Genomic DNA, 15,700 nt, shown 5'->3' with positions numbered 1-15,700 from the left:
GCTATTTCGCTGCGGAGGGTTCCGCTCGGCCCGCGTCGTCCGTATCGTGCCCGTCGCCGTGCTCCGCGTCGATCTCGTCGACGGCCGCGCTCATCCGGCGGAGGAAGTTGACGACGACCTCGGCCTCGGGGGCGTCCAGGTCCTCGGCGATCGCGAGCATCCGGCGGTGCATCTCCTGGAGCGTCGCGCGCACCTCGTCGTCGCTGTCGACCGTCGCCTCCACGACGATCCCGCGTCGGTCGGTCGGGTTGGGCTTGCGCACGAGGTGGCCGCTGCGGACCAGGCGGTCGATGAGGACCGTGGTCGACGCGGAGGAGATGGAGAGGTGCGACGCCAGGTCCTTGCCGGTCACCAGCTCGCCCTTGCGCTGCTGGCGGAGCAGGTACTGGATGGCGATCAGGTCCGTCTCGCCCATCGCCATCCGCTCGCGCGTGCGGCGGCGCATCGAGACCTCGGAGACGCGGTACGTGCGCATGGCGCTCAGCACCTCGACAGCGCGGCGGGTGGACGACTCGTCCGGGTACCAGTACCCGGCGCCGCTCCGCAGGCTCGTGTCGCTCATCAGAACATTCTAGACCGGCTGATCACCAGACCGTCTAGCGAGTCGCCCGCGCCTACGCTGGACCGGTGACCGCCACCCTCGTCGCCAAGGGCCTCTCCGGAGGCTATGCGCACCGCACCCTGTTCGACGGACTCGACCTGACGGTCGCCCCCGGGGACGTGGTGGGCGTCGTGGGGGCGAACGGAGCCGGCAAGTCGACACTCCTGCGCATCCTCGCCGGCGAGACGGCCCCGCTCGAGGGCTCCGTCGTGCTCTCGCCGGGCGACGCGTTCGTCGGCTGGCTGCCGCAGGAGCACGAGCGCCGCGAGGGCGAGACCGTCGCCGGGTACATCGCACGCCGCACCGGCTGCGCCGAGGCCTCCGCCGAGCTCGACGCCGCCGCCTCCGCGCTGGCCGACCCCGATCCCGACGGCTCGATCGCCGACCGCTACGCCCTCGCGCTCGACCGCTGGCTCGCGAGCGGAGCAGCCGATCTCGACGAGCGCACCCCGGTCGTCCTGGCCGACCTGGGCCTGTCGCTCGGCGCCGCGGCGGCCTCCTCGACGATGACCTCCCTCTCCGGCGGGCAGGCGGCGCGGGTGGGCCTCGCGGCGCTGCTGCTCTCGCGCTTCGACGTGGTGCTGCTCGACGAGCCGACCAACGACCTCGACCTCGACGGCCTGGAGCGCCTGGAGGCCTTCGTCCGCGGACTCCGCGGCGGCGCGGTGCTCGTCAGCCACGACCGCGAGTTCCTCGCCCGCAGCGTCACCCGCGTGCTCGAGCTCGACCTCGCGCAGGGCACCAACCGGGTCTACGGAGGCGGCTACGACGCCTTCCTGGAGGAGCGCGAGACCGCGCGCCGCCAGCGCCGCGAGAAGTACGAGGACTTCGCCGAGCAGAAGGCCGACCTGGTCTCCCGCGCCCGTACCCAGCGGGAGTGGTCGAGCCAGGGCGTGCGCAACGCGATGAAGAAGGCCCCCGACAACGACAAGATCCGCCGCAAGGCCTCGGTGGAGTCGAGCGAGAAGCAGGCGCAGAAGGTGCGCCAGATGGAGAGCCGGATCGCGAGGCTCGAGGAGGTCGAGGAGCCGCGCAAGGAGTGGCAGCTCGCCTTCACGATCGGCAGCGCCCCGCGCTCGAGCTCGGTCGTCTCGACGCTGAACGGCGCGGTCGCCCGCCGCGGCTCCTTCACGCTCGGGCCGGTGTCGCTCCAGGTCGACGCGGGCGACCGGATCGGCATCACCGGGCCCAACGGCGCCGGCAAGTCGACGCTGCTGTCGCTCCTCCTCGGCCGCGCAGAGCCGGAGGAGGGCGGCGCCTCACTCGGCGCGAGCGTCGCGATCGGCGAGATCGACCAGGCCCGCGGGATGCTCGCCGCCGAGGTGCCGCTCGCGGACGCGTTCGAGGCGCTGGTGCCCGAGTGGCCGACGGCCGAGGTGCGCACGCTCCTGGCGAAGTTCGGGCTGAAGGCCGACCACGTCGGCCGCCGCGTCGGCGAGCTCTCGCCGGGCGAGCGGACGCGGGCCGCCCTGGCGCTCCTGCAGGCCCGCGGCACGAACCTGCTGGTGCTCGACGAGCCGACGAACCACCTCGACCTCGTCGCCATCGAGCAGCTGGAGGAGGCGCTCGAGGCGTACGAGGGCACGCTGCTGCTGGTCACCCACGACCGGCGGATGCTCGAGACGGTGCAGCTGACGCGGCACTGGCACGTCGAGGCGGGCGTCGTCACCGAGGCGTGACGCCCGCCGCGGCATCAGTCGCCGGAGGCGCGGGCCGCCTCGTCCTCGCGCCAGCCGGCCTCCTTCTGCACGTACTCGTTGTCGGCGAAGTCCGCGAAGTCGCTCTCGTCGGTGATCCGGCGCACTTCGAGACGGTTGCCGGGCACCAGGGGGCAGCGCAGCGCCCACTCGCGGGCCTGCTCCTTGGAGTCGACCCCGATGATCCAGAAGCCGTTGAACAGCGACTCCGTCGGGCCGTAGGCGCCGTCGACGACGGTCGGCGGCTCGGAGGAGAAGTCGACCACGAAGCCGGAGGAGGCGACGTCGTCGGCCAGGCCGTCGCCCGAGAGCAGCACGCCCGCCTCGATCATGGCCTCGTTGTACTGACCCATCCGGGTGATGATCTCGTCGAACGGGATCGCGGCGTAGGCCTCCTTCGCCGCATCGGTCGCGCGCATGATCAGCATGTACTTCATCGGGTCTCCCTGGGGGTCGGTGCGCGGGGGCGCTGGGCCCACTCTGGCCCATCCGGGGCACCGGCGGAACGGCGGATCCCGAGCGTCTCCGCCGCGGGGGCGAGCGCGGAGCGGCGGACCTTGCCCGCGTCGCTCCGGACGGGCTCGTGCACGATCCGGAGAGCCCGGAGGCGCCGCTCGGCGCCCAGCTCGGCGTTCGCCCGAGCGAGCAGGCCGGCCGGGTCCGCGTCCGCCTCGCCCACGTCGACGACCGCCTCCACCGCCTGCCCCAGCTCCGCGTCCGGCACGCCGAAGGCGACCGCCCCGCGGACTCCGGGCAGTGCCTCCAGCACCCGCTCGACCTCCGCCGGCCAGACGCTCACTCCGCCCCGGAGGATCAGGTCGTCGGCGCGGTCGACCACCCAGAGCCACCCGTCCCCGTCGACGCGGCCGACGTCGCCGAGGGTGTCCCAGCCCTCCTCCGTCCGCCGCGAGCCGGCGCCGAGGTAGCGGTAGGCGGGGGCCTCCCCGCGGTGCAGCCAGATGCGGCCGAGCTCGCCGGTCGGAGCCTCCGTGCCGTCCTCCCGCAGAATGCGGAGCGTCGTCCCGCCGATCGGCCGCCCGACACTGCCCGGACGCTCCAGCCACTCCCGCCCCGTGATCATCGTCAGCCCGTTCGACTCGCTGCCCGCGTAGACCTCGACCACCCGCTCCGGCCCGAGCCAGCCGATCAGCGCCCGCTTGTCGGCGGGCGCGCAGGGCGCTCCGAGGTGCAGCACCGTCGCGAGTGAGGACACGTCCGTCCTCGACCGCTCGGGCGCGGCCATCAGGCGGCGGATCGTGGTCGGGACGAGCAGGGTCCAGGTCACGCGGTGCTCCTCGATCGCCGCGAGGACCCGGGCGGCGTCGAATCGCGGCAGCAGCACCAGGCGCTGCCCGGTCATCAGCCCGCGGAAGGAGTAGGTGAAGGTCGCCGAGTGCATCAGCGGACCGCTCACCAGCTGCACGCCCTCGCGCGGCAGGAACGGCGCGACCGGCGCCTCCGGGTCCAGCAGCGCCGGGCCCGCGGCGAGCACCACCTTCGGCCGCCCGGTGCTGCCAGAGGAGGTGGGCGCCTTCCAGGACGAGGCCCACCGGTCCTCGAGCGGGCCGGCCGGCACCTCCGGCCCGGGCCGCCAGTCGCCCGCGCGCCACGGGACGGCGGCGGAGGAGGAGGCGGGTGCGCCGATGACGAGCGCCGGCCGCGCGATCCGCTCCACCTCGGCGCGCTCCGCCGCCGACAGCCCGGTCGAGACCGGCTGCGGCACGGCGCCCGCCTTCCAGATCGCCGCGCAGACGACGAGCGCGTCCAGCGAGTTCGGAAGCGAGACGGTGACGAGGTCGTCGGTCCGGACGCCGAGCTCGCGGTAGGCGCGGGCGAGGCGGGCGCTCTCGCGGTCCAGCTCCCCCGCCGTCAGCGCGCCCTCGTCCGCCACGGCGACGATCCGGTCGGGATCGGCGTCGGCGAGGCCGGTGACGATGCGCGAGATCGACCGGCGGGTCACCGGCGGCGTCCGATCGTGTCCACGCTGCAGGACGGAGTCATCCGGGGGCGCCCGCTCTCGCGGATCCCGGCCCGTCCGGAGGAGTGCCTCCCGAGTCCTGGACCGAGCCGTCGAGCACGCGCTCGTAGAACCGCAGGTGCGCGGCCGCGACGTCGTCCCAGGAGTGCGAGGCGGCCAGGGCCCGGCCGTCCGGCGAGGGCAGCGTCAGGGCCTCCTCCAGTGCGTCGGCGAAGGAAGCGGGGTCCCGCCCGTAGCGGACCGCGTCCCCGAACACCTCGCGGATCACCGGCAGCTCCCGCGCCACGACCGGCACCCCCGCGGCGAGCGCCTCCATCGCCGCCAGCCCGAACCCCTCCTTCACCGAGACGAAGCCCAGCGCGGAGGCGCCGGCGACGAGCGGAGCGAGCCTCTCCTCCGCAACGGCGCCGAGGATCACCGGGGCGACCCCGAGCTCGAGAGCCCTCCGGTCGAAGGCGGCCCGGTACTCGCGGTAGTCGAACAGGGTCTCGCCGCCGCCGAGCACCAGCGCGACGTCGTGGCCGCGCTCGCGCAGCAGAGCCCACGCCTCGAGCAGCTCGATGCTGCCCTTCCGCGGCTCGATGCCGCCGAGGGCGAGGAGGTACGGGCCGAGCTCGGCGCGCCAGGCCCCGGTGAGCGGATCGTCGACGGCGGCCGCGAACCGCGCCGCGTCGACACCGTTCGGGATCACGTCGGGCAGCAGCCCCCAGCCCGCGCGCACCTCCTCGGCGACGGCGGCGGACACGCACAGCCGGGCCCGGGGGAGCCGGACGGCGCGGTCGTGGCAGGCCCGCAGCTCCGGGGTGGTGAAGTCGTCCAGGTGGTGGATCGTGCGGATCGGCGCGAGTCCAGCGGCGAGTGCCGCATTGGCCGAGATGCAGTCCTGCGCGTGGACGACCGCGGCGTCCTCACCCCGCAGGGCCTCGGCCATCGCCGCGATGGACCGCACGATGCGGGCGCCGACCGGCTCGCCCTCGCGGTGCGGGAAGGGCACCACCCGCACGCTCACGGACGGATCGACGGGGCGGAAGAAGGAGGCGTCGCCGCCTCGGGCGAGGGTGTGCACCGTGACGTCGTGTCCGGCGCGCGCGAGCGCCTCAGCGAGGGCGAGGGTGTGCACCACCCCGCCGCGCGGCCGGGTGGAGTAGGTCAGCAGGCGGATCCGCATCTCAGCTCCGGTAGGCGTGCTCCGCGCGGTCGCGGAGGTGGTGCATCGTGCGGCGGGCGCGGGCGACGGAGCCGGCGACGTCGGCGGAGGCGAGCGCGAGCCCGCCCTTCGCCCAGGTCTTCGCGACGATCTCTCCCGCCGGGTCCACGACCTTCGCCTGCCCGAGGAACCGCAGGCCGCCGAGCACGCCGGTCTGGTTCGAGGAGACGAGGTAGACCTGGTTCTCGGCGGCGCGGGCGCAGTCGTAGAGATCGAACAGGTGGGCCTGGCGGTCGTTGCGGATCCGGTCGGAGCGGTCGGTCACGCTCGCGGGCCACGCGCTGAGGCAGGCCAGCACCTCCGCGCCGTCCAGGGCCAGCGAACGCGAGGACTCCGGGAAGGTCTTGTCGAAGTCGATCAGCATCCCCATCCTCCCGATCGGCGAGTCGAAGGCGGCGAAGCCGCTGCCCGGCAGGTACGCCTCGGACTCGCCCAGCGGCAGGTGGACCTTGCGGTGCGTGCCGATCACGCGCCCGCCGTGCACGCAGACCGCTGTGTCGTAGCGGAGCTCGCGCCCGCCCTCGAGCGCCCGCTCCGCGATCCCGAAGCACACGGTGAGATCGCCCGCCAGCTCGGCCACGCGGGCGACCTCCGGCCCGTCGAGCTCGAGGCTCGGCGGCAGGTCCGGCCCGGGGTGCTGGAGGTCGAGCAGGTAGCCGCCGAGGGTCGCGTCCGGGAGCACCAGCAGGTCGACCGAGCGCTCGCGCGCGTGGGCGATGATGCCGGCGAGCTTGGCGAGGGTGCGGTCGATGTCGCGACCGAAGTGCGCTGCGACCGCACCCATCACCGTCTCCGTCATGCGAGGAGGCTATCCGGCGAGATCCGGCTCGCGCTCCCGCGTGAAGCGCCCCGCCTCGCGCACGCGCCGGACCTCCTCCGCCAGGTGCCCCGCGTCGCGGGCGATCGCCTCGAAGCGGCCGGACCCCCAGGTGTGCAGCCACGGCAGCCCGAGGAACGACAGGCCCGGCACGCTCGTCACTCCGCGCTGGTGGGTGGGGTGGCCGGCGCCGTCGAACACGCCGATCTCGACCCAGCGGTAGTCGGAGCGGAACCCGACCGCCCAGACGACGCTGCCGATGCCCGCGAGGTCGAGCCCGGTCGCCTCGGACTCCGGCCGCCAGACCGGACGGTAGCGGGCCTCCTCGGGAGCGTCGATGCCGTGCGCCGCGATGTAGCGGTCGATGTCGTCCTTGATCGACTCCGCGACCGAGTCCGCGTAGTCGAGCGACGCCTCCGCCGTGGGGGCGAAGCGCAGCCGCGACCCCTCCACCTCGGCCAGCCGGCCGTAGAGGTGCATCCCGTCGCGGGCGAAGGTGCGCAGGTCGATGTCCCGCCCGCCCCCGCGCCCCGTCACGTAGTGGTTGGTCGACTCCCGCTTGGTGAGCCCGCCGACCTGCGCGTGGACGGGCACGTCGTACACGCCCATGTCCTGGAGCCAGGCGACGCAGTCGCGGCCCCGGTAGAAGCGCGCCACCCGCGGCGCGCTGCCGAGGGCGAGGTGGACGTCGCGCCCGGCGAGGAAGAGGTCCTCGGCGATCTGCGCGCCCGACTGCCCGGAGCCGACGACGAGCACGCCGCCGGGCGGGAGCGCCTGCGGCGAGCGGTAGTCGGCGGAGTGGAGCTGCAGCACGTCCGCCGGCAGCCGCGCGGCGACGGCGGGGAGGACCGGGCGGTGGTAGCCGCCGGTCGCCACGACGACCTGGTCGGCCGTGATCGAGCCCGCGCTCGTGACCAGCTCGAACCCTCCCCCGGCGCGCTCGCGGAGTCGGCTCACCTCCACGCCCTCCACCACGGGGGCGTCGAAGCTCTGCGCGTAGCGTCGGACCCACGCGTGCACCTCGTCGCGCGTCATGAAGCCGTCCGGGTCCGGCCCGTCGTAGGCGTACCCGGGGAGGCGGCACTGCCAGTTCGGCGTGACGAGGGTGAAGGCGTCCCAGCGGCGGTCGACCCAGTCGTGGCCGATGCTCGCGCGCTCGAGCACCAGGTGCTCGATGCCGTCGTCGACCAGGTGCCGACTGATCGAGAGCCCGGCCTGCCCGCCTCCGATCACCGCGACCTCGACGTGGCGCCCGGGCTCGATCGCGGCGCTCACGGCCGCACCCGCTGCCCGGCCGGGGCCGGCGGCTCCATCGCGAGCACCCTGACCGTGCCGCCCTCGAAGCGCTGCGCCGTGCGGAGGATGTCGGACTCCTGCTGCAGCGCGGAGGTGCAGGCGAACCCGAAACGCTCCCGCACCCGGTCCGACGCGATGCGCAGCGCCTCGCTGGACCGGGAGACGAAGTCCTCGATCGAGTAGGCGGTCCCGGTCCCGAGGAACTCGTGCACGACCAGGCTCGGCGAGTAGCAGCGCTCCTCCGAGCCGTCCGGCCAACGGACGTGGAAGGTCATCTCAGGCATGGACGAGTCCTCCGTTCCAGACGCGGTCGATGTCGTAGGCGTCGGGCCGCCGGTCGCGCAGGTGGAACATCCCCCCGCGCATCGCCTCGAAGGTGCCGCGCACATCGATGTCGGCGACGGCCGTGCCGGCTCCGAGCAGCGTCGTCGCGAGCACGTTGCCGCCGGGATCGACGACCTTCGCGTTCCCGACGTAGCGGAGCGAGCCGAAGGTCCCCGACTGGTTCGAGGCGAGCCAGAACACCTGGTTGTCGAGGGCGCGGGCGATGTCGAACTGGTTGAACCGGTAGGTCCAGCGGTCCTCCTGCAGGTTCTCGGCCGTCGCCGTCCGAGCGGCCGGCCACGCCGAGAGCGAGGCGATGATCTCGGCGCCGTCCAGCGCCATCGACCGGGCCGCCTCGGGGAACGCCTTGTCGTAGCAGATCTGCAGGCCCACCCGGCCGACCGGCGTCTCGAAGGTGCCGTAGCCCGGGCCCGGCGAGTACGAGAGGTGCTCGCCCAGCGGCTGGTGCACCTTGCGGTAGCTGCCGTACACCTGCCCGCCGTCCAGCAGCGCGGCCGCGTTGTAGCGGGTCTGGCCGTCGTCGTCGAGCTCGCAGAAGCCGATCGCCACCATCAGGTCGCCGACGATCTCCTGCACCCGCCGCAGCTCCGGCCCGTCCAGGCGCACCGCCGGCGGGAGGGAGCGGCGGGTGGTGGCGACCGTGTCGCCGTGGTTGCCGAGTGAGGAGAGGTAGCCGCCGATCGCGGCCTCGGGGAGCACGAGGAAGCGCACTCCCCTCTCGCGGGCCTCCTCCGCCAGAGAGGCGATGAGGGCGTAGTTCTGCTCCAGGTCGCGGGTGAAGTTCGCCGCGACCGATCCGACGAGGGTCATCGCGATCGCCTACAGGTTGTAGGTGGAGTTGATGATCGCGCCCTTGCGGGCGTAGTGGATGAGCGCGTCCTGCACGTCGAGCGGGTGGCAGGGGATGCAGCCCTCGATCAGGTCCTCCTCGCGGAGGCCGTGCAGCGCCATGCCGAACCGGCAGACGAAGACGCGGTTGCCCTCCTGGATGAAGGTCTCGATCGCGTTGTTGAGGTTCTGCTCGCCGGGGAATCCGGAGTCGCCGACCGTCGGGAAGCCGCGGGTGGCCATCGCGTTGATGGTGCCGGGCCCGTAGAAGTAGAGCGCGGACTCGTAGCCCTTGCGCGCCGCGCGGGTGGCCTGGAGCACCGCGACGAAGCTGACCGAGGACTCGTGGGCGATGCCGTGCACGAGGGTCAGGTACGACTCCCCCGGCTCGGCCTGGTAGTCGGGGAAGACCTTGGTGGAGCCGTAGAGGTTGCTGCCCTTCGGGAGCGCCGGGTGGGCGATCTCGGAGCGCGACTTCTCGATGTTGGCGCTGACCTGGTCTTCGATCTCCTGGGAGACGGACATGGTTCCTCCTGGTGTCGGTCCGCCGAAGCGGCGTGCGAGTGCATGGCTCCGGCGGGATGCGCTGAGACGACGCGGGAAGACGTCCGCCGGGGTGGAGCAGTGGTGCGGAGTGGAACGCGTCCAGTCAACGGCCGGGATGTTTCGGAGTGGTTTCCACCGGAAGAAGCTCCCGTGACGGCGCATCCGTAACGAGACCGCGTTCCTCCCGTCACGAGGGCGAAACACGATGCGCCTTGACTGGGGGGCGAGACGACCGCACCGACATCCCGGCCGCCGCTGTGCGCGGCCCGTCCGGCCCGCACCGCGGTGCCACGAAGGAGTCCTCGTGACCGATCTCCGCAGTCCCTCCCCCGCGTCCTCGCCACCGGCGACGGGCGGGGCGCACTCCGGCCCGCACTCGACCGGGATCCGCCGCACCGGCCCCTCCGCCCTCCGCACCCGCGTCGACATCGCCCTGCAGGGCATCCGCGTCGAGGCACCGGTGCACCGCGAGGCCGGCGCCGGCCCGAGCGACGACGGGCACGTGATGCTCGGCGGCCTGGGCGCCGCGATCCCGGTGAACCCCGACAGCCCCTACGTGGTGAGCGGGAACCGCCTCCTGCTCGAGGGCGCCGACATCGGCCTGGACGTGACTCCCGTCCGCCGCCCGCGCTTCTACGATCTCGACACCGCCGACGGCGTCTCCTACGAGAAGATCGCCCGGCTGCACGGCCGCGACATCCTCGCGACCACTGTCGTGCAGACCTGCATGCGCTACGACGAGGCGGAGCGCTGCCGCTTCTGCGCGATCGAGGCCTCGCTCGAGGCCGGCGCGACCATCGCGGTCAAGACCCCGGCCCAGCTCGCCGAGGTCGCGGAGGCGGCGGTCCGCCTCGACGGCGTGCGCCAGATGGTGATGACCACCGGCACTTCCAAGGGCCGCGACCGCGGAGCGGCCCACCTCGCGCGCTGCGTCCGCGCGGTGCTCGCGGCGGTCCCCGGGCTGCCGATCCAGGTGCAGTGCGAGCCGCCGTCCGACGTCGCGGCGCTGCAGGCGCTGAAGGACGCGGGCGCCGTCTCGATCGGCATCCACGTGGAGTCGATGGACGACGCGGTGCGGCAGCGCTGGACCCCGGGCAAGGCGCGGGTGAGCCTGGACGAGTACCGCTGGGCGTGGCGCGAGGCGGTGCGGATCTTCGGCCGCAACCAGGTCTCGACCTACCTCCTGGTGGGCCTGGGCGAGGACCCGGACGAGCTGGTCGCGAGCGCCCGCGAGCTGATCGGGATGGGGGTCTACCCCTTCGTGGTGCCCTTCCGTCCGCTGCGCGGGACCCTCGCGACCGAGGTCGACCACGTGCTCCCGCCGGCCGGGTCGCTCCTGGAGCGGGTCAGCGCCGAGGTCGCCGCGCTCCTGATCGAGGCCGGGATGCTGAGCAGCGGTCAGAGCGCGGGCTGCGCGGCGTGCGGGGCGTGCGGCGTCCTGAAGACGGCCGGCGCCTGATGGTGGAGCTCTCGATCCTCGAGGGCGTGCGCGTCGCCCCTCCGTTCACGGTGGTGCGCGCGGAGGAGCGCGAGCTCGCCGCGCACCGGGCCCTGCGGCGCGAGGTCTTCGTCGCCGAGCAGGGGATGTTCGCGGGCGACGACCACGACGACTCCGACGACGATCCGCGCTCGGTGGTGCTCGTCGCGGTGGCTCCGGACGGCGCGGTGGTCGGCGGGGTCCGTCTCGCGCCGGTCGGCGGCGGACGCGACCTGGGCTGGTGGACCGGCAGCCGCCTGGTGGTGGCGCGCGAGGCGCGGGGCGGCTCCGGGATCGGCGCCGCCCTCGTGCGCGCGGCCTGCGCAGAGGCGGAGGCGCGCGGGGTGCTCCGCTTCGAGGCCTCGGTGCAGCTGCGCAACGAGGTGCTGTTCCGGCGGCTCGGCTGGCGGAGGATCGGCACGAGCACCGTCGCCGGAATCGAGCACGCCCGGATGCGCTGGCCGATCGACCGGCTCGACCGGGCGGCGACCGCGGCCAAGGCGGCCCTCGGCGCCCTGCTGGCTCCGCTGGCGGCCGACGGCGGCCTCGGCGGGGCGGGCTTCGTCGGCGACGACGGAGCACCGGTGCCGGGCAGCGACCTGGTCGCCGTCTGCGACGCGATCGTCCCGTCCATGGTGGAGCGGCACCCGGAGTGGGCGGGGTGGTGCTCCGTGCTGGTCAACGTCAACGATCTGACCGCGATGGGCGCGACCGGGATCGGGCTGATGGACGCGATCGGCGCTCGCGACGCCGCCGCCGCCGCGCGCATCGTCAGCGGTCTGCGGGCCGCGTCCGCCGCCTGGGGCGTCCCCGTGCTCGGCGGGCACACCCAGCTCGGAGTGCCGGCGGCACTGAGCGTGACCGGTCTCGGCCGTGCCGCGCAGCCGGTGCCGGGCGCCGCCGCTCCGGGCGACGAGCTCTCGCTGACGGCCGACCTCGGCGGCGGCTGGCGGCCCGGCTTCGCGGGCGCCCAGTGGGACTCGACCTCGTCGCGGTGCGCGGAGGAGCTCCGGGCGATGGCCGCCTCCGTCGGACTCGCGCGGCCGAGGGCTGCGAAGGACGTGAGCATGGCCGGGCTGGTGGGGACGGTCGGCATGCTCGCCGAAGCCAGCGGAGGAGGAGCGGTGCTCGACCTCGCGGCGGTCCCCGTCCCCGAGGCGGCCGGCACCGCCGACTGGCTCGGCTGCTTCCCCGGCTTCGCGATGATCACCGCCGACCGGCGGGGGGAGTCGCGGATGGGCACGCCCTGGACCGCGACGGCCGTGGTGGGCGGCGTCGTCACGGAGCCGGGCGTGCGGCTGCGCTGGCCGGACGGCGAGGAGACGACGGCGATCGCCGGTGCGGTGACGGGGCTCGGCGCAGCGGGCTGACGGGGCGGGTCGGGCCGAGCCGGTCGGGTCGGGTCGGGTCGGCGGTGCATCCTCCTCGCGGCGGCCCTGCGCCGCAACCCCCGCGCCGACCCTCCGCGATCGGCGGAGACTGGCGACGGCCCGCCGCTCGTCGGGCGCTCATCGACGGAAGGAACGACCCCATGGTGGATCTCGGAGGACTCGCGGACAAGGCGAAGAACGCCGCGAACAGCGACAAGGGCGAGGAGCTGACCGACAAGGGACTCGACAAGGCGGGCGACGCCGCCGACTCCGCGACCGGCGGGAAGTTCGCCGGCCAGGTCGACAAGGCCCAGGAGGCCGGCGACCAGCACGTCGGCAACGACTGACCCCGCGGGGCGGCCCTCCCGCGCTGTCGCGGAGGGCCGCCCGTCCGTCAGTCCCGGTCGCCGAGCCCGCGCAGCAGCGCCCGCACCACGGTGACGGAGCGGTCGGCCGCGTCGTCGACGTGCGCCTCGAACTCGCCGGGGGCGCAGAGGTCCGAGATCCCGCGGACCGAGACGAACGGCAGCCCGTGCACGTGCGCCGTCTGCGCGAGTGCGACCGACTCCATGTCGGTGGCGAGCGCGCCGGGGAAGTCGCTCCGCACGCGGTCCACGTGGGCGCTGGAGACGAAGACGTCGCTCGAGACGATCAGGCCGCGGCGCACCGGCGGCCCCTCGGGCAGGTCGAGCTCCGCGGCGAGCGCCGCGTCGTCCCCGGAGTAGCGGGCGGGCATTCCCGGGACCTGCCCGAGCGCGTAGCCGAACGCCCGTGCATCGGCGTCGGTCTGCACGTGCTCGGCGCCGATCACGACCTCGCCCACGCGGACGTCGGCGCCCAGGCCGCCGGCGGTCCCCGCGCTCACCACGAGCGGCCGCTCGCCGGCCTCCCGCAGGATCGCCGCGGTGAGACCGCCGGACGCGTTGACGAGACCGATGCCGGTGCGGACGAGCAGCACCGCCCGGGAGTCGAGCTCGAGCTCCCACTGCAGCGCGTTGCCGACGGCGCGGGGCTCGGAGGCGCTGGTCGCGGCGGCGAGGAACGGCACGGCCTCCTCGTCCATCGCGACCAGGACGATCGCCGTGCTCACGCGGTGACCGTCTCCCACTCCGAGCGGTGCGCGAGGAACGTGCGCGCCGCCTCCTGCGCCCCCTCGAGGGAGTGGTTGGCGCCCCAGCCGCACTGGGTCTCGTTGGCCGCCGGGACCTCGTCGGCCTCGGTGATGTCCTGGAGCGTCGCCTCGACGAGGCCGAGCACCTCGGAGAGCTCGGGCTCGCCCGAGAGGAGCAGGTAGAAGCCGGTCTGGCAGCCCATCGGCGAGAAGTCGATCACGCGGTCGGAGTGGTTGCGGGACTTCTCGGCGAACAGGTGCTCGAGCGAGTGCACGGTGGGCATCTCGAGGTGCCCGCGGTTGGGCTGCGTGAAGCGCACGTCGTACTTGACGAGGTGGTCGCCTCCGGGCAGCGTCTTCGCGTCGGCGAGGCGCACGTACGGCGCGGCGACGGTGCGGTGGTCGAGGTTGAACGACTCGACGTTCATGCGCGGCTGATCCACGGTGGTCTCCTTCGCTGGGGGTCCCTCCATTGTCCTCCGCTGCGCGGAGCGGAGGCGGACCCCGGCGGATCCCGCTACTTCTTCTCGGGGGCTGCGCCCGGATGCGAGGGCGGAACGTAGATCCCCGATCGACCGGGCGGAGGGGTGGCCGGAGCGGGGCGGCCGTACGCAGGCGGGTAGCCGCGAGCCATCGAACCGTAGTTCGCCGTCGTCTTCTCGGTCATCGTTCCTCCTCCTCGGCGAGCAGGGCGGGGTCCTCGGTCCACTCGACCACGGACTGGTCGGGCACGGAGAGCCACACCCCGCGGGTCCCCTCCACTCTCGCACCGAAGGCGCCGTCGGGGAGCACCTCGAACTGCTCCTCGATGTAGATGTCGCGAGATCGGGGGTAGGTGGACGCGAAACTGGCCACCGAGATCCACCCGCCGACCCGCCGACCGTCCGGCAGCTGCACGCGCACCCACGTCTCCCTCATCCTCGGCGCCACCTTGTCCCATGCGGTCGGCACGCTCTCGTAGGCCGTCGCCCGCCCCGCCGGGACCCGCACCCAGCCGAGCCCCCGCCTCCGGAGCACCGGCCACGGCGGCCGCCACCACCGCAGCCGCACGTGCAGCGCCGAGCCGAGCGACGCCGGCACCAGCACTCCGAGCACGAGGATCCACCAGCCCACGGCCCTCGGCTCCTGCAGCACCGCCGCACGGGGATCGGCCGCCAGGCGCATCAGCTCCTCGCCCGCCACGACGAGGTACGCCGCGTCGAGCGCGATGCTCACCAGGACCGCCTCGAACAGGCGCGCGGAGACCGTGTGGTCCGTCCAGCGGAACCCCGCCGCCCAGACCCGCACGGAGGCGTAGAGCACCCCGGGCAGCACCAGCGCGACGAGCGCCATCACTCCGAGCACGCTGTCCGGGACGACCATCGCCACCACCTCCTCCGTCGACGGGTCGAGCCTGTCGTCGCGCCCGGCGCGGCGGGGAACCGGACCCCGGATCGGTGGAGGACGGGCCGCTCCGACGCCTGGGGAGGAGCCTCGGCCGCTCCTCAGAACAGGTCCGCGAAGCCCATCGCGACGAGGTTCGCGTGCGAGGTCCGCAGGCAGTCGAGCGCGCTCCGCCCGTAGCGCTCGTCCTGCTCGACGAGGAGGTGCTCGACGCCGAGCGCGAGGCTCGTCCCGATGATCCCGGGGAAGTCGAGGTTGCCCTCCCCCACCTCGGCGAACTGCACGTTCGAGGTGAAGGCGTGCACGGACCACCCGCCGGACACGTCGGCGGGCGGCCCGACCCGGTAGTCCTTCAGGTGCACCAGGGCGATGCGCTCCCCGTACCGGCGCAGCGTCGTCACGGGATCGAGCCCGCCCCGCTGCACCCAGTGCACGTCGAGCTCGAGCCCCAGCAGCGGAGCACGCTCGGCGACGACGTCGAGCAGGAGCCGGCCGCCGTGCCGCGCGAACTCCAGGTGGTGATTGTGGAGCAGCAGCCGCAGCCCGTCGTCGCGGAGCCTCGCCGCGGCGGCCTGGCAGCGGTCGGCGAAGTCGAGCAGAGCGGTCGGCGAGGCCGCCGCGGAGGCGGGCAGCATGCCGATCCGGACCGTGTGCGCGCCGAGCGCGCGGGCGTCGGCGACGATCCCGGCGAGCCCGCCCTCGAGCGCCGCGCCCGGGGAGTCCCCCGGAGCCAGGCCCGCCGAGATCGCCGCGATCTCCACGCCGAGCTCGTCCCGCGCCCGCTGCAGCTCGGCCACCGTCGCCGCCGTCAGCGGGATCTGCGAGATCTCCACCGACCGGTAGCCGATCGCGCGGACCTCCCGGAGCGTCGCGAAGGCGCCCGCCGAGGCGAACGCCTCCTTCAGCATCATCGCCTGCACGCCGATCCTGGTCATGGCAGTCCTCCCCGTCGTGGTGGGGCCGACGTCGACGCGGCCCGGAACGCCACCGACGGTAGAGGCGCGCCTCCGATCTTGTCAATCGGTTGCCAATACACGTATGGTC

At 74.0% G+C, this 15,700-nt stretch carries 17 protein-coding genes; 4 read left to right on the top strand and 13 right to left on the bottom strand.

Annotated features, from left to right (window positions below):
- Position 1: 1 nt before the first annotated feature.
- Entirely contained in the window at positions 2–562 is a 561-nt protein-coding gene (locus tag C5D08_RS01725) for a MarR family winged helix-turn-helix transcriptional regulator (RefSeq protein WP_104275527.1), read from the bottom strand.
- Between the two features lie 65 nt (positions 563–627).
- Here C5D08_RS01725 and C5D08_RS01720 point away from each other — a divergent pair, with 65 nt between their 5' ends.
- Positions 628–2,280 carry an ABC-F family ATP-binding cassette domain-containing protein gene (locus C5D08_RS01720; RefSeq protein ID WP_104275526.1) on the top strand — a complete coding sequence of 551 codons (1,653 nt, stop codon included), beginning with the start codon at positions 628–630 and terminating at the stop codon, positions 2,278–2,280.
- 14 nt (positions 2,281–2,294) lie between these two features.
- Here the strand turns inward: C5D08_RS01720 and C5D08_RS01715 are convergent, their stop codons facing one another.
- The 8 genes from C5D08_RS01715 to C5D08_RS01680 are packed head-to-tail and all read right to left on the bottom strand — an operon-like array spanning position 2,295 to position 9,294.
- Positions 2,295–2,735, bottom strand: coding sequence for a YciI family protein (locus C5D08_RS01715; RefSeq protein WP_104275525.1), 441 nt, complete (start codon positions 2,733–2,735; stop codon positions 2,295–2,297).
- The gene (locus C5D08_RS01710; protein ID WP_104275524.1) at positions 2,732–4,258 is read right to left on the bottom strand and encodes an AMP-binding protein; all 1,527 of its coding nucleotides are present in this window, start codon (positions 4,256–4,258) and stop codon (positions 2,732–2,734) included. The genes C5D08_RS01715 and C5D08_RS01710 overlap by 4 nt, the downstream gene beginning before the upstream one ends.
- Before the next feature lie 37 nt (positions 4,259–4,295).
- On the bottom strand, positions 4,296–5,444 hold the full coding sequence (locus C5D08_RS01705) for an MSMEG_0565 family glycosyltransferase (protein ID WP_104275523.1): 1,149 nt from the start codon (positions 5,442–5,444) through the stop codon (positions 4,296–4,298).
- 1 nt (position 5,445) lies between these two features.
- Positions 5,446–6,282, bottom strand: a complete 837-nt coding sequence (locus C5D08_RS01700; protein ID WP_104275522.1) for a carbon-nitrogen hydrolase family protein — start codon at positions 6,280–6,282, stop codon at positions 5,446–5,448.
- 9 nt (positions 6,283–6,291) lie between these two features.
- Positions 6,292–7,575: an MSMEG_0569 family flavin-dependent oxidoreductase gene (locus C5D08_RS01695; protein ID WP_219815133.1), complete on the bottom strand. Its 1,284-nt coding sequence runs from the start codon at positions 7,573–7,575 to the stop codon at positions 6,292–6,294.
- Complete coding sequence (locus C5D08_RS01690; protein WP_104275521.1) at positions 7,572–7,880, bottom strand: MSMEG_0570 family nitrogen starvation response protein; 309 nt, start codon at positions 7,878–7,880, stop codon at positions 7,572–7,574. The genes C5D08_RS01695 and C5D08_RS01690 overlap by 4 nt, the downstream gene beginning before the upstream one ends.
- Positions 7,873–8,751, bottom strand: a complete 879-nt coding sequence (locus C5D08_RS01685; protein ID WP_104275520.1) for a carbon-nitrogen hydrolase family protein — start codon at positions 8,749–8,751, stop codon at positions 7,873–7,875. Before C5D08_RS01685 ends, C5D08_RS01690 begins: the two co-directional genes overlap by 8 nt.
- Before the next feature lie 9 nt (positions 8,752–8,760).
- Positions 8,761–9,294 carry an MSMEG_0572/Sll0783 family nitrogen starvation response protein gene (locus C5D08_RS01680; protein WP_104275519.1) on the bottom strand — a complete coding sequence of 178 codons (534 nt, stop codon included), beginning with the start codon at positions 9,292–9,294 and terminating at the stop codon, positions 8,761–8,763.
- Between the two features lie 325 nt (positions 9,295–9,619).
- Here C5D08_RS01680 and C5D08_RS01675 point away from each other — a divergent pair, with 325 nt between their 5' ends.
- The 3 genes from C5D08_RS01675 (at position 9,620) to C5D08_RS01665 (ending at position 12,509) form a co-directional block, all read left to right on the top strand.
- A complete protein-coding gene (locus tag C5D08_RS01675; RefSeq protein ID WP_258067199.1) occupies positions 9,620–10,774 on the top strand; it encodes an MSMEG_0568 family radical SAM protein in 1,155 nt (384 codons plus the stop codon).
- Positions 10,774–12,162, top strand: a complete 1,389-nt coding sequence (locus C5D08_RS01670) for an MSMEG_0567/sll0787 family protein (RefSeq protein ID WP_104275517.1) — start codon at positions 10,774–10,776, stop codon at positions 12,160–12,162. The genes C5D08_RS01675 and C5D08_RS01670 overlap by 1 nt, the downstream gene beginning before the upstream one ends.
- Positions 12,163–12,323: 161 nt before the next feature.
- Entirely contained in the window at positions 12,324–12,509 is a 186-nt protein-coding gene (locus tag C5D08_RS01665; RefSeq protein WP_104275516.1) for an antitoxin, read from the top strand.
- Positions 12,510–12,556: 47 nt separating this feature from the next.
- Here the strand turns inward: C5D08_RS01665 and mtnN are convergent, their stop codons facing one another.
- From mtnN to C5D08_RS01640, 4 genes are all read right to left on the bottom strand, one after another.
- On the bottom strand, positions 12,557–13,252 hold the full coding sequence (gene mtnN / locus C5D08_RS01660) for a 5'-methylthioadenosine/S-adenosylhomocysteine nucleosidase (RefSeq protein WP_258067197.1): 696 nt from the start codon (positions 13,250–13,252) through the stop codon (positions 12,557–12,559).
- The gene (locus tag C5D08_RS01655) at positions 13,249–13,746 is read right to left on the bottom strand and encodes an S-ribosylhomocysteine lyase (protein ID WP_308470742.1); all 498 of its coding nucleotides are present in this window, start codon (positions 13,744–13,746) and stop codon (positions 13,249–13,251) included. The genes mtnN and C5D08_RS01655 overlap by 4 nt, the downstream gene beginning before the upstream one ends.
- Positions 13,747–13,936: 190 nt before the next feature.
- The gene (locus C5D08_RS16595) at positions 13,937–14,635 is read right to left on the bottom strand and encodes a DUF6338 family protein (protein WP_146086089.1); all 699 of its coding nucleotides are present in this window, start codon (positions 14,633–14,635) and stop codon (positions 13,937–13,939) included.
- 122 nt (positions 14,636–14,757) lie between these two features.
- Positions 14,758–15,591, bottom strand: coding sequence for a sugar phosphate isomerase/epimerase (locus C5D08_RS01640; protein ID WP_258067194.1), 834 nt, complete (start codon positions 15,589–15,591; stop codon positions 14,758–14,760).
- Positions 15,592–15,700 lie beyond the last annotated feature (109 nt).

This window comes from Rathayibacter sp. AY1B6, assembly GCF_002932755.1.
GTDB lineage: Bacteria > Actinomycetota > Actinomycetes > Actinomycetales > Microbacteriaceae > Rathayibacter.
The sequence above is the reverse complement of the archived record's forward strand: the minus strand, read 5'-3'. Positions and strand labels throughout refer to the sequence as shown.

Bases quoted from the DNA above. Each gene is read 5' to 3' on its own strand.
- C5D08_RS01680 (WP_104275519.1), bottom strand. From the start codon at position 9,294: ATGTCCGTCTCCCAGGAGATCGAAGACCAGGTCAGCGCCAACATCGAG.
- C5D08_RS01685 (WP_104275520.1), bottom strand. From the start codon at position 8,751: ATGACCCTCGTCGGATCGGTCGCGGCGAACTTCACCCGCGACCTGGAG.
- C5D08_RS16595 (WP_146086089.1), bottom strand. From the start codon at position 14,635: ATGGTCGTCCCGGACAGCGTGCTCGGAGTGATGGCGCTCGTCGCGCTG.
- C5D08_RS01705 (WP_104275523.1), bottom strand. From the start codon at position 5,444: ATGCGGATCCGCCTGCTGACCTACTCCACCCGGCCGCGCGGCGGGGTG.
- C5D08_RS01665 (WP_104275516.1), top strand. From the start codon at position 12,324: ATGGTGGATCTCGGAGGACTCGCGGACAAGGCGAAGAACGCCGCGAAC.
- C5D08_RS01725 (WP_104275527.1), bottom strand. From the start codon at position 562: ATGAGCGACACGAGCCTGCGGAGCGGCGCCGGGTACTGGTACCCGGAC.
- C5D08_RS01715 (WP_104275525.1), bottom strand. From the start codon at position 2,735: ATGAAGTACATGCTGATCATGCGCGCGACCGATGCGGCGAAGGAGGCC.
- C5D08_RS01670 (WP_104275517.1), top strand. From the start codon at position 10,774: ATGGTGGAGCTCTCGATCCTCGAGGGCGTGCGCGTCGCCCCTCCGTTC.
- C5D08_RS01690 (WP_104275521.1), bottom strand. From the start codon at position 7,880: ATGCCTGAGATGACCTTCCACGTCCGTTGGCCGGACGGCTCGGAGGAG.
- C5D08_RS01700 (WP_104275522.1), bottom strand. From the start codon at position 6,282: ATGACGGAGACGGTGATGGGTGCGGTCGCAGCGCACTTCGGTCGCGAC.
- C5D08_RS01640 (WP_258067194.1), bottom strand. From the start codon at position 15,591: ATGACCAGGATCGGCGTGCAGGCGATGATGCTGAAGGAGGCGTTCGCC.
- C5D08_RS01655 (WP_308470742.1), bottom strand. From the start codon at position 13,746: ATGGAGGGACCCCCAGCGAAGGAGACCACCGTGGATCAGCCGCGCATG.